General features: G+C 58.6%; 10 protein-coding genes. All 10 read right to left on the reverse strand.

From position 1 onward, the window contains the following. Positions 1-28: 28 nt before the first annotated feature. The 10 genes from VE009_RS19570 to clpP all read right to left on the reverse strand — a co-directional run bounded on the left by VE009_RS19570 (position 29) and on the right by clpP (position 12,594). Complete coding sequence (locus VE009_RS19570; protein WP_325010526.1) at positions 29-901, reverse strand: carbohydrate ABC transporter permease; 873 nt, start codon at positions 899-901, stop codon at positions 29-31. Then, the gene (locus VE009_RS19575; RefSeq protein WP_325010528.1) at positions 901-1,836 is read right to left on the reverse strand and encodes a sugar ABC transporter permease; all 936 of its coding nucleotides are present in this window, start codon (positions 1,834-1,836) and stop codon (positions 901-903) included. Before VE009_RS19575 ends, VE009_RS19570 begins: the two co-directional genes overlap by 1 nt. Before the next feature lie 68 nt (positions 1,837-1,904). Beyond that, positions 1,905-3,317, reverse strand: a complete 1,413-nt coding sequence (locus VE009_RS19580; protein WP_325010530.1) for an ABC transporter substrate-binding protein — start codon at positions 3,315-3,317, stop codon at positions 1,905-1,907. Between the two features lie 319 nt (positions 3,318-3,636). Next, positions 3,637-4,227, reverse strand: a complete 591-nt coding sequence (locus VE009_RS19585; RefSeq protein WP_325010532.1) for a non-ribosomal peptide synthetase module — start codon at positions 4,225-4,227, stop codon at positions 3,637-3,639. Between the two features lie 367 nt (positions 4,228-4,594). Further along, positions 4,595-5,224 carry a ribosome biogenesis GTP-binding protein YihA/YsxC gene (gene yihA / locus VE009_RS19590; protein WP_325010533.1) on the reverse strand — a complete coding sequence of 210 codons (630 nt, stop codon included), beginning with the start codon at positions 5,222-5,224 and terminating at the stop codon, positions 4,595-4,597. Positions 5,225-5,248: 24 nt separating this feature from the next. Continuing rightward, positions 5,249-7,588 carry an endopeptidase La gene (gene lon / locus VE009_RS19595; protein WP_325010535.1) on the reverse strand — a complete coding sequence of 780 codons (2,340 nt, stop codon included), beginning with the start codon at positions 7,586-7,588 and terminating at the stop codon, positions 5,249-5,251. Positions 7,589-7,695: 107 nt separating this feature from the next. Next, positions 7,696-9,402 carry an ATP-dependent protease LonB gene (gene lonB / locus VE009_RS19600; RefSeq protein WP_325010537.1) on the reverse strand — a complete coding sequence of 569 codons (1,707 nt, stop codon included), beginning with the start codon at positions 9,400-9,402 and terminating at the stop codon, positions 7,696-7,698. Between the two features lie 127 nt (positions 9,403-9,529). After that, complete coding sequence (ispG, locus tag VE009_RS19605) at positions 9,530-10,642, reverse strand: flavodoxin-dependent (E)-4-hydroxy-3-methylbut-2-enyl-diphosphate synthase (protein ID WP_325010539.1); 1,113 nt, start codon at positions 10,640-10,642, stop codon at positions 9,530-9,532. 86 nt (positions 10,643-10,728) lie between these two features. After that, positions 10,729-11,991, reverse strand: coding sequence for an ATP-dependent protease ATP-binding subunit ClpX (gene clpX, locus VE009_RS19610; RefSeq protein WP_325010541.1), 1,263 nt, complete (start codon positions 11,989-11,991; stop codon positions 10,729-10,731). 12 nt (positions 11,992-12,003) lie between these two features. Then, positions 12,004-12,594, reverse strand: coding sequence for an ATP-dependent Clp endopeptidase proteolytic subunit ClpP (gene clpP, locus VE009_RS19615; RefSeq protein WP_325010543.1), 591 nt, complete (start codon positions 12,592-12,594; stop codon positions 12,004-12,006).

Here is a 12,594-nt window from a genome sequence, read left to right on the forward strand (position 1 = left end):
AGATATCTCTCCTCTATTCTCTGGGCGCCTATCCCTTAGTCCCCGACGTCAAATTCATGCCTTCGATGAAATACTTCTGGAAGAAAAAGAACAGCGATACGACCGGGATCAGCACGAGAATCGACGCGGCCATCAAATAATGCCACTGCGTTTGCACCGTTCCTTTGAACGTGGCGAGCCCCAACTGAATCGTATATTTCGATTCTTCGTTCAAATACAAGAGCGGGCCGAGCACATCGTTCCAAGAGCCGTTGAAGGAAAAAATCGCCGTCGTCGCGAGCACCGGCTTCGTCAGCGGCAGCATGAGACGCGACCAAATGTAGAAGTGGCTCGCGCCGTCGATTTTCGCCGCTTCGAGCAGCTCGTTCGGGATGCCGAGCAGAAACTGGCGATTCAGAAAGATGAAGAACGCCCCCGCCGTAAACGGCGGAATGATGAGCGGCAGGTAGGTGTTCAGCCAGCCCAGCTTCGCGAACAAAATATACTGCGGAACCAAAGTGACGAAGCCGGGAAGCATCATCGTCCCGAGGACGATCGCGAACAACACGTTCCTCCCGCGGAAATGCATCTTGGCGAAGCCGTAGGCGACAAGCGAGTTGGACAGGACGCTCCCGACGACGACGAACGCCGAAACGAAGAGCGAGTTCAAGGCGAATCTCGTGAACGGCGCCGTAGTCCACGCTTTCGCGTAATTCTCGAAATGAAACTGCGTCGGCCACCAGGTCGGAGGATACTGCATGATTTCCTGCATCGATTTCACCGAGGTGGCGAACATCCACCACAGCGGGGAAAGGAACAGGAGACTTCCCGCAAGCAGCAGCAGCGTCACGACGACCTGGTTGATCCGCATTTTCGCCCTGCGGCTTTGATAGTAGCTGAATCTCTTCGTCGTTGCGGCCATTACCGATGCTCCCCTCCTTCGTAATGCACCCAATGCTTCGACAGCTTCAAATTCACCAGCGTAATCGTCATGACGATCGCGAGCAGCACCCACGCCATGGAGGAAGCGTACCCCATGTCGAACACCTCGAACGCTTGATTCCACATATGCAGGTTATAGAATACAAGCGAGTTTTGGGGCCCGCCGTCGCCGGATTCGGACATAATGTACGCCTCTTGGAATACCTGGAAGCCGCCGATCGTGCTCGTCACGAGGTCGAAGAAAATAATCGGCGTTATCATGGGCAGCGTAATGTTCCGGAACCGCTGGAACGCGTTCGCGCCATCGATCTCCGCGGCTTCGTACAGATGAGACGGCACGTTCTGCAGCGTCGCCAAATAAAGCAGCATGCCGCCGCCGAGCGACCAGAGCTTCATGAGGACCAAGGACGGCTTCGTCCATTGCGGATCGTACAGCCAAGCCGGTCCGACGATGCCGAACCAACCCAAGATCGTATTGATCAAACCGGTCGACGGGCTCAGCAGCTGCATCCACAAGAGGTACACGGCTACGCCCGACAAGACGGCCGGCAAGTAAAAGATCGTTCGGTACAGCCGCATCCCGGACACGCCTTGATTCAGCAGAACGCCCAGCAGGACGGCGCCGATCGTCGTGAGCGGCACCATGAACACCACGTAGTACACCGTGTTGTACAAAGAAATCCAGAAGATTCGGTCGTGCTTCGCCATCTCGACGTAGTTGGCGAATCCGATGAAATCGAATTTGGAGGTGATGTTGTAGTTCGTAAAGCTGGCGTATAACGAGAACAGCATCGGACCCGCGGTGAAAATCAAAAACCCGAGCAGCCACGGGGAAATGAATAAATACCCTTGCAGCTCCTCTTTCCGCCGGTTCCGGCTCCAGCCTCCGCCCGGTCGCTTCGTCCGATCGGCCATGGTCGTCAACTCCTTTGATCGAAAAAGGAGCGGCCGATGAAGAAAAACGCCGCTCCTTTCTTCGGATGCTATTGCTTCTTATTCCGCTGAATCAGTTCCTCGACTTCTTTCTGCGCTTGCGCCAACGCTTCTTCCGGCGTCTTCTGCCCGAGAAGCGCCGCGTCCATCTGCGGGTTTTTCAAATTCCAATATTCCGGAGCTTCGAGCGGGACGGGACTCAACTTCGTCCACTCCATGTTGTCGACGGCCATTTGATACACTTCTTTGCCTTTGTCGCTCAGCTCGGAGTTGCCCGCCGCCGTCTCCGCGGCTTCGATATTCGCGACGTTGTCGAAGTTTTTCACTGCCCAGTACTCCTGCGCTTGCTTGCCGCCCAGCCATTTGAGGAATTCCCACGCTTCGTCCGGGTGGCTCGCCCCCTTCGGAATTTCGACGACGAATCCGCCGCCGGAGCTCCAATGGCCGTTGCCGGCCGTCTTCTCCGGCACCGGAGCGACGCCGAAGTCGATGTGCTGCCCGTAATCGCGGAGCTGCGTATAGAACGTACCCGTCGTAACGATCATCGCGACTTTGCCGGAGATGAACGGGTCCGCCTGCTGGCTGCCGAATTCGGCCTTGAACGCGTCGACGTTCGTTTGACCGAGGCGCTCGGTCCAGCTGTTGATCCACTTCAGCGCTTCCACCTTGGCCGGCGTGTTAATCGTCACTTCGCCCGTGTCATAGTCGAAGTAGCTCAAGCCGTTCGGCTCCGTATTGATCATCCAAGCGTCATAGCCGAAATTGCCCCACAGCGGGTAAAAGCCGATGCGCGTGTAACGGTTCCCTTGCTTCTGATCCAGCTTCTTCGCGTATTCCTCCAGCTCGGCCCACGTCGTCGGCGGCTTCTCGGGGTCGAGACCCGCTTCTTTGAACGCCGCCTTGTTATAAAACAAGAAGCGAGTATCGGTGTTGAACGGCAGCGCGTACGCATCGCCCTCGTACAGCACCGTCTTCCACAATTCCGGATAAAACTGATCCTGCACGTTATCCTTCGCCAAATATTCCGAAAGGTTCGTCACTTGGCCGTTCGCGGCGCGATGCGCCACCGCGTTGATGTCGTTGACGATCACGTCCGGCGGATCGCCCGCCGCGATCGCCGCCGTGTTTTTCGTCCAAATGTCGCCCCAAGGCAAAAATGTATGTTTAACAACGATGCGGTCTTGCGACTTGTTGAATTCGTCGACAATATGCTCGATGATCGGCCGGCGCGTCTCGGAGCCCCAGAACGTCCAAAAATCCAACTCCACCTTTTCGGCCGGCTTCGCTTCGGACTCCTTCGAATTGGTTGCGCTTTCATTTTTCGGAGAGGTTGTTTCCGCTCCGGCTTCGCCCTCCTGGCCGGCCGATCCGCTGCCGCTCCCGCCGCTCCCGCCGCTGCAAGCGGCCAATACCAAGCTCATCGTCAGTAATAACGACAACCAGACGACTAAAGACTTCCTCATTCTACATAGACCTCCCGTAAAAGATGAGTAAAAAGCCTTATAAAGCCTCGCACAACACCCTTCTTGAATTCGTTTACATTTGGTTTTATGGAGCTTTATGACTTAATAATGACCCAAATACCACACAATGTCAACATTGTTTTTCGATAAATCGGAATGAAACGTCATTAGTTAACGCTTTCATTAACGTTTTAAAGCATGAAACCCACAAAACCTCGGTAAAGACGGCGCCGCGTCGCCGCTTCGGCCATAACGCAAAAAAGCCGCCCCTCAGGGCGGCCGGCATGCAAAAATCCGCCCAGAGGGGCGGATTTCATCGTTAGGCTTCCAACACGAACAACCGATGCGATAAGCGGTTCAGCTCCGCGTCGATGCCGCGCAGCTCGGCGGCGTCTTTGCAAGCGTTCCGCCGATCCAGCCAATCGTTGATTTCCAAACGAACCACTTGAATCTGCGCTTCGACGCTGCCGTTCATGAACGTGCGCGACAGTTCGCCGAGCGTGTCCTTATGTTCGTAGACGAGCCGTTCGCCGCGCGCGCTGCGCTCCGTAATCCGCACGACCGCGCCGTTCCGGTACTGATACTCTAAGGTGTACGCTTCGTAAATCCGGTTGACGACTGCATCGCCTTTAAACTGGGACACCGCCTTGCGCATGGCGTTCGCCAGCTGCAAATCCGTAAATCGGCATGAGCCTTCCAGCACGAATTTTCCGAGTTTTCGTTGGAACGTCAATGTCAGCGACTCCGTTCCGGACGCCTGCTCGAATACGACCTCGTGGTCGCCGTTTTCCAACACTTTGACTTTGAACGTTAGGTTATGAACTTGAAACAGCTGAATGAGTTGGTACCACTGGGCTTCGTTTACGATCAGACAGGTTTTGACGTATTCGGTCGCTAACCGCTGAGCCATACGAATATCTCCTCAATTCATCAAGGTTAGGAAACGCAAGTTTCGGTCCCCGTACATACATTATACACCAGACGGAAATACAAATGCCCGCGCCCCGCTCTTGAATTTCGGGCAAATATCGAGAAAAACCGCGATATTGCCAAAGGAGCCGCATAAATCCCATGGCTTCCTCGGTTTCGTGCCGGACGTTCTCCGCTTCCCTACGGGATCCGGCACGTTTTTTTGGGCGGACGCCTAGATTGACGGCTCCCCGCCGCTCGTTTCCGCTCCGAAAAGCGCCCCCTCGCTCGCCTTCTCGCCCCCGCACGGTCCGCGAACGAAAAAACGTCCAAGCCCCCGTAGGGGACTCGAACGTTCGATGTTCGCGCTACGCTTCTTCGGTTTCCGACGGTTCTCCGTCCGTCCCCCCGTCGGTCGAAAGCCGCGGCTTGATCCAAGCCCACAGCTCGTCTTTGCCGAGTCCTTCCTCGGACGAGAATACGATGACGGGCCGATCTTTGGCGAGGCCCAGCTTCTCGCGAATGACCTTCACGTGAGCGGGGCGCTTGCCTTTCGGAATTTTGTCCGCCTTCGTCGCCACGACGCACGTTTCGATGCCGATATGGTCGAGCCATTCGCTCATCATGACGTCCTCCGCCGACGGCGCGTGGCGGATGTCGACGAGGTGCAGCACGGCGCGCAGGTTCATGCGCTCCGTCAAATATTTCTCGATCATCTTGCCCCACTGCTTCCGGGTTTCCTGCGAGACGCGGGCGAAGCCGTAGCCGGGAAGATCGACGAAGTACATGTTGTTGTTGATCCGGTAATAGTTCAGCGTCTGCGTTTTGCCGGGCTGACCGCTCGTCCGGGCCAAATTTTTGCGTTGAATAAGTCGATTGATCAAGGACGATTTGCCCACGTTGGAACGCCCTGCCAGAGCGATCTCCGGCAGAGCGTCATCGGGGTATTGCTCCGGTTTTACGGCGCTGATGACAAATTCGGTGCTCGTTATTTTCACGTTGCGTTCCGCCTTTCCCGCAGGTCAGGACCCTACTCCCTCGCGATGCGCGAGCGCATGCCGCAAGACTTCGTCCATGTGGGAGACCGGAACGAATTCGACTTCTTGCCTGACGCTGTCGGGGATTTCTTTCAAATCTTTCTCGTTGTCCTTCGGGAACAAAATTTTCACGATGCCCGCCCGATGGGCGGCGAGCGCTTTTTCCTTCAGTCCCCCGATCGGCAGCACGCGGCCGCGGAGCGTGATTTCGCCCGTCATCGCCACGTCGCGCCGCACCGGCGTTTCGGACAGCGCCGAGATGAGCGCCGTCGCGATCGTGATGCCCGCGGACGGACCGTCCTTCGGGATGGCTCCCTCCGGGATATGAATATGAATGTCTTTCTTCTCATGGAAGTCGGACGGAATGTTGAGCTCCTGCGATTTCGACCGCGCGTAGCTGAATGCGGCCTGCGCGGACTCCTTCATGACGTCGCCGAGCTTGCCCGTCAGCGTCAGCTTGCCGCTGCCCGGCAGCACCGTCACCTCGATATGAAGCGTGTCGCCGCCGACCTCGGTCCAGGCCAAACCGCACACGACGCCGACCTGATCCTCTTCCTCGGCGAGGCCGAAACGGAACTTCGGCGGCCCGAGATATTCCGGCACGTCGTCCGCGTCGATCGTCAGCGTCCGCTCCGGCTCTTCGACGATCACTTTCGCCGCCTTGCGGCACAGCGCCGCGATCTGCTGCTCCAAATTTCGCACGCCGGCTTCCCGCGTATACTCGCGGATGACGCGGCGCAGCGCGTCCGACGCGATCGCAAGCTGCGCTTCCTCGAGGCCGTGATCTTTCCGCTGCTTCGGCACGAGATGACGCTCGGCGATTTGCAGCTTCTCGATTTCGGTGTAGCCCGGAATGTACAGCACTTCCATCCGGTCGAGCAGCGGCCGAGGAATGTTGTGCAGCGCGTTCGCGGTCGTGATGAACATCACCTTCGACAAGTCGAACGGCGTCTCGATGTAATGGTCGCTGAACGTGTTGTTTTGTTCCGGGTCGAGCACCTCGAGCAGCGCGGACGCCGGATCGCCGCGGAAGTCCATGGCCATCTTATCGATTTCGTCCAAAAGAAAGACGGGATTATTGCTGCCTGCGTTCTTAAGCCCTTGAATGATGCGCCCCGGCATCGCCCCTACGTACGTACGGCGATGTCCGCGGATCTCGGCTTCGTCGCGCACGCCGCCGAGCGAGATGCGCACGAACTTGCGGTCGAGCGACTTCGCGATCGAGCGGCCGAGCGACGTCTTGCCGACGCCGGGCGGGCCGACGAGGCACAAGATCGGCCCCTTCAGCTTCTTCACGAGCTTCTGCACCGCGAGGTATTCGAGCACGCGCTCCTTCGGCTTCTCCATGCCGTAATGGTCCTCGTCGAGGATGCGCTCGGCCTTCGCGAGGTCGAGATCGTCTTCCGTCGACTTGCTCCAAGGCAGGGCGAGCAGCCAGTCGACGTACGCGCGGATGACGCCGCCTTCGGCGGACGTCGCGGGCATTTTCTCGAGACGGTCGATTTCCTTCTCGATTTTCTCCGCCACCGCCTCCGGGACGTCGGTCTCCTTCAGCTTCGCCCGCAGCTCCTCCGCTTCGCCCGCGCGGCCTTCCTTGTCGCCGAGCTCCTTCTGGATCGCCTTCATCTGCTCGCGAAGGTAGTACTCCTTCTGCGTCTTCTCCATCTGCTTCTTGACGCGCTGGTTGATCTTCCGCTCGAGCTCGAGCACCTCGCGCTCGTTGTTCAAGAAGCCGAGCAGCTTCTCGAGCCGCTGGCGCACGTCGATCGTCTCGAGGATTTCCTGCTTATCCTTGATCTTGAGCGACAGATGGCTGCAAATAACGTCGGCGAGGCGCCCGGGCTCGTCGATGTCGGAGACGGCGGCGAGCGTTTCGGGGGTCACCTTTTTCGACAGGCTGATGTAGTGCTCGAATTGGGTGAGGACGGTCCGCTTCAGCGCGTTCGTCTCGGAATCTTGCGTCTCCTGCTCCGGCATTTCCCGGACCATGACCTCGTAATAATCGGCGTTCGGCACGTACTCCGCGATTTCCGCCCGCGTGACGCCCTCGACGAGCACCCGAATCGTGCCGTTCGGAAGCTTCAGCATCTGGCGTACTTTGGAAATGGTGCCGATCCGGTAAATATCGTCTTGCGACGGTTCTTCGATGTTGATTTCGGACTGCGTGCACAACAATATCATGTTGTCTTCGATCATCGCCTTCTCTAAGGCTTTGACCGACTTTTCCCGGCCTACATCCAGATGGAGCACCATGCTTGGGTAAACCAAGAGCCCCCGTAAAGGCAGCAGCGGCAGGCGCCGTCCCTTCGGTTGTTTCAAGCCCATCCTGTGGCACCTCCAAGAGACTCTTCTCCGTTGTCGCTTCAAGGAAAACGACTGTATTTCATTCTACCAAAGTCACCTTCAAATTACCAACGACGCGACTCCGCCCGTTATTGGTCGGCGCTTTCCGCGTGCAGCACCGAGACGTTCGGGCTTGATTCCGCCGCGAAATTCGCCATAAGCGGCAGCGCCGGCTCGCGCTCGATGCCGAACAGCGCCGAGAACAATTCGTCGATATGCTCGAGCGGCACGACGGACAACCCGCCGCCGATATCCTCGAACAGCGTTTGCCAGTTTTCCTTCGGGATGAACACTTTCGTCGCGCCCGCCTGGAACGCGGCTTCGACCTTCGAGACGACGCCGCCGACCGGCTTCACCTTGCCGTGGATGCTTACCTCGCCCGTCATCGCGACCCGGTTGTCGACCGGCACGCCGAGGATGGCGGACGCGATCGCCGTCGCCATCGCGACGCCGGCGCTCGGCCCGTCGATCGGCACGCCGCCCGGGAAATTGACATGAAGGTCGTAGTCGTGCGGCTTCAGCCCGAACCGGCGCAGCACCGTCATAACGTTCTCGACGGAGCCGCGCGCCATGCTTTTGCGTCGCAGCGTCTTCGAACCGCCCCCGAGCTCCTCTTCGTCGACGACGCCGGTAATGTTGATTTTCCCGGCGCCCGGCCGCTCCGCTTGGTTCGCCGTCACCTCGATCTCGAGCAGCGTGCCCATGTTCGGACCGTACACGGCGAGGCCGTTCACGAAGCCGACCATCGGCTCCGGCGGAATTTTCTTCTCCGGCCGCGGCGTCATTTGGCTGCAGCGCGCCACCCACTCCACGTCGGCGGCGCTCAGCTCGCTGCGGCCTTCCGTCAGCGCGACGCCGGCCGCCAGCTGGACGATGTTGACGGCTTCGCGCCCGTTCGTCGCGTACCGCTTGACGACGTCGACCGCTTCCGGATTCGGCTCCATGCCGACCTTGCGGATCGCGTTCTCCGTAATTTCCCCGATTTCCTCCGGCAGCAGCGGGCGGAAGAAAATTTCCATGCAGCGGGACCGCAGCGCCGGCGGCAGCTCCTGCGGCGTGCGCGTCGTCGCGCCCACGAGGCGGAAATCGGCGGGGAGCCCGTTTTGGAAAATGTCGTGGATATAGCTCGGGATATGCGTGTCTTCCGGATTATAATAGGCGCTCTCGAGGAACACCTTGCGATCCTCCAACACCTTCAACAGCTTATTCAATTGAATCGGGTGAAGCTCCCCGATCTCGTCGATGAACAGCACGCCGCCGTGCGCCTTGCTGACCGCGCCCGGCTTCGGCTGCGGAATGCCGGCGACGCCCATCGCGCCCGCCCCTTGATAGATCGGGTCGTGCACCGAGCCGATCAGCGGATCGGCGATGCCGCGCTCGTCGAAGCGCGCCGTCGTCGCGTCGATCTCCGTGAACTTAGCGTCCTGCCGGAACGGGGAGTCCGGATTTTTCTTCGCTTCCTCGAGAATGACGCGCGCCGCCGCCGTCTTGCCGACCCCCGGCGGGCCGTACACGATCACGTGCTGCGGGTTCGGTCCGCACAGCGCCGCCTTCAGCGCCCGCAGCCCTTCCTTCTGCCCGATAATGTCGCTCATCGTCGTCGGACGCGTCCGCTCGGCCAGCGGCTTCGTCAGCGTGATGCTGCGCAGCTTCCGCAGCTTCTCCATCTCTTTCTTCGATTCCCGATCGACGGCCACCTTGTTGGTCTGTTGATTACGCAGCAAATTCCAAAAATATAAACCGATGACCACGGCGAAAAACACCTGTACCAGCATCAAAACGAGGCTTAGCGTCACCGTTCGTCCCTCCTCATGCTTCTATCGTTACCCTTCAGTATTACCTTCCTCCTGTTCCTTCATCCGGTGAAAGCGGCATGCAAATGAAAAGCCCCGAGTCGACATTCGACTCGGGGCTTTGCGCCGCTTAACTGTGCAAATTGTGATGCTTCCGTCCCGGTATTTCTCCGGTGCGGTTGTAATGCTCGACGATGACGTCGATCTCTTTCTTCAGCTCCGTCACCAGCTCTTGCTCCGGCACTTTGCGGATCATTTCGCCGTAGCGGAACAGCATGCCTTCGCCTCTCGCGCCGGCGATGCCGATGTCCGCCTCCCGCGCTTCGCCCGGGCCGTTCACGGCGCAGCCGAGCACGGACACCTTGATCGGAACCTTCACCTTCTCCAGATACGCCTCCACCTCGTTCGCGACCGCGAACAGGTCGATATCGAGGCGCCCGCACGTCGGGCAGGAAACGAGCGTCGCGGCGTTCGTGATGAGCCCGAACGTCTTCAGCAGCTCGCGAGCGACCTTCACCTCTTCGACCGGATCGGCGCTGAGCGAAATGCGGACCGTCGAACCGATGCCCATATTGAGCAGCACGCCGAGACCTGCCGCGCTCTTCACCGTGCCGGAGAACAGCGTGCCGGCTTCGGTGATGCCGAGGTGCAGCGGATACGGAATGACCTGCGCCGCCTTCGTGTACGCCGCGATCGCCATCGGCACGTCGGACGCCTTCAGCGACACGATGATGTCGTGGAAATCGAGCTCTTCCAAGATGCCGATATGGAACAGCGCGCTCTCGACCATCGCGTCGGGCGTCGGGTAGCCGTATTTCTCGAGCAGATGCTTCTCGAGCGAGCCGGCGTTCACGCCGATGCGGATCGGAATGCCGCGATCCTTGCAGGCTTGAACGACCGCCTCGACGTTCTTGCGCTTGCCGATGTTGCCCGGATTGATGCGCACCTTGTCGATCCCGTTCTCGATCGCCTTCAGCGCGAGCCGGTAATCGAAATGGATATCCGCGACGAGCGGGATCGAGATGCGCTTTTTGATTTCTTTGATCGCCTCGGCCGCTTCCTCGTTGTTCACCGTCACCCGCACGAGCTGGCAGCCGGCTTCCTCGAGCCGGTGAATTTCGGCGACGGTCGCTTCGACGTTGGCCGTTTTCGTCGTGCACATGCTTTGAATCGTCACTTCGTTGCTGCCGCCGATCGTGAGATTGCCGACTTTGACGGGACGAGTATCTTTGCGATGGTACATTCGGTTCCCCTCCCAAGGAAATAACGAAACGAAGCACCCGTCTGGGGAGACGGATGCTGCGCGGATTAACGTTCCGAAACCGCGGGTTACGCGCTTTCTTCCTTCTTGTTTTTCTTATCGGTCTTCGCGAGCGTGAGCGTCGGCACGATTTTGTTCGCGACGACGTCCTTCGTGATGAGGCAGTGGTTAATATCGGTCCGCGACGGCACGTCGTACATCACGTCGAGCATGATGCTCTCGATGATGGCGCGCAGGCCCCGGGCGCCGGTATTCCGCTTGATCGCTTCCGCCGCGATCGCGGTAAGCGCCTCCTGCTCGAACTCGAGGTGGACGTTATCCATCTCAAGCAGCTTCTGATACTGCTTCACGAGCGCGTTCTTCGGCTCGGAGAGGATGCGCACGAGCGCCGCCTCGTCGAGCGGTTCGAGCGACGTGATGACCGGCAGACGGCCGACGAATTCCGGAATGAGGCCGTATTTCAGCAAGTCTTCCGGCAGCACCATCGACAAATATTCGCCCGCTTTGAGATCCGCCTTCTGGCCGTCGGCGCCGAAGCCGATGACCTTCTTGCCGATCCGGCGCTTGATAATCTGCTCGAGGCCGTCGAACGCGCCGCCGCAGATGAACAAGATGTTCGTCGTATCGATTTGGATGAACTCTTGGTGCGGGTGCTTCCGGCCGCCCTGCGGCGGAACGGACGCAACCGTGCCTTCCAAAATTTTCAGCAGCGCCTGCTGAACGCCTTCGCCCGATACGTCGCGCGTGATCGATGGGTTCTCCGACTTGCGCGCCACTTTGTCGATTTCGTCGATATAAATGATGCCGCGCTCCGCCTTCTCGACGTCGTAATCCGCCGCTTGGATGAGCTTCAGCAGAATGTTCTCCACGTCTTCGCCGACGTAGCCCGCTTCCGTGAGCGACGTCGCGTCCGCGATCGCGAACGGCACGTTCAAAATTTTCGCGAGCGTCTGCGCGAGGAGCGTTTTGCCGCTGCCCGTCGGGCCGACGAGCATGATGTTGCTCTTCGTCAACTCGACGTCTTCGTTTTTGCCTGTCGTGTTGATCCGCTTATAGTGGTTGTAAACGGCGACCGCGAGCGATTTTTTCGCTTGGTCTTGGCCGATGACGTACTGGTCCAAAATTTCGCGAATTTGATGCGGCTTCGGCACTTCCTTCAGATCGAGCTCTTCCTCGTGACCGAGTTCCTCCTCGACGATCTCCGTGCACAGCTCGATGCATTCATCGCAAATATATACGCCAGGACCGGCGACGAGTTTGCGCACCTGATCCTGCATTTTTCCGCAGAACGAACATTTCAGCTGGCCCTTCTCTTCGTTGAACTTAAACATAACCTTCCCTCCTTATTTCAGATCGCCCGGCGTGATCACCTTGTCGATGAGCCCGTAAGCGAGTGCTTCTTCCGCGCTCATGAAGAAATCCCGATCCGTGTCGCGCTCGATTTTCTCGTACGGCTGGCCCGTATGCGTCACGTAAATTTGGTTCAGCTTCTGCTTCGTCTTGATGATCCAGTCCGCATGGATTTTGATGTCCGTCGCCTGGCCTCTGACGCCGCCGAGCGGCTGATGGATCATGACCTCGCTGTTCGGCAGCGCGTACCGCTTGCCTTTCGCGCCGGCCGTGAGCAGGATGGAGCCCATGCTCGCCGCCATGCCGACGCAAATCGTCGACACGTCGGGCTTAATATATTGCATCGTATCGTAGATGCCCATCCCGGCCGTGACCGAACCGCCGGGAGAATTTATATAGAGGTGAATGTCCTTCTCCGGGTCTTCCGCCGCAAGGAAAAGCAATTGCGCGATGACGAGATTGGCCACATCGTCATCGATGCCGCTTCCGAGGAAGATAATGCGGTCTTTCAACAATCGCGAGTAAATATCGTACGAACGCTCGCCGCGGTTTGTTTGTTCCACCACAATCGGGACTAGATTCAT

It is taken from the genome of Paenibacillus sp. (assembly GCF_035645195.1).
Classification (GTDB): Bacteria; Bacillota; Bacilli; order Paenibacillales; family YIM-B00363; genus Paenibacillus_AE.

Excerpts from the sequence above, each read along its gene's own strand:
- clpP (WP_325010543.1), bottom strand. The coding sequence starts at position 12,594 with ATGAATCTAGTCCCGATTGTGGTGGAACAAACAAACCGCGGCGAGCGT.
- VE009_RS19585 (WP_325010532.1), bottom strand. The coding sequence starts at position 4,227 with ATGGCTCAGCGGTTAGCGACCGAATACGTCAAAACCTGTCTGATCGTA.
- lon (WP_325010535.1), bottom strand. The coding sequence starts at position 7,588 with ATGGGCTTGAAACAACCGAAGGGACGGCGCCTGCCGCTGCTGCCTTTA.
- VE009_RS19575 (WP_325010528.1), bottom strand. The coding sequence starts at position 1,836 with ATGGCCGATCGGACGAAGCGACCGGGCGGAGGCTGGAGCCGGAACCGG.
- VE009_RS19580 (WP_325010530.1), bottom strand. The coding sequence starts at position 3,317 with ATGAGGAAGTCTTTAGTCGTCTGGTTGTCGTTATTACTGACGATGAGC.
- ispG (WP_325010539.1), bottom strand. The coding sequence starts at position 10,642 with ATGTACCATCGCAAAGATACTCGTCCCGTCAAAGTCGGCAATCTCACG.
- clpX (WP_325010541.1), bottom strand. The coding sequence starts at position 11,991 with ATGTTTAAGTTCAACGAAGAGAAGGGCCAGCTGAAATGTTCGTTCTGC.
- VE009_RS19570 (WP_325010526.1), bottom strand. The coding sequence starts at position 901 with ATGGCCGCAACGACGAAGAGATTCAGCTACTATCAAAGCCGCAGGGCG.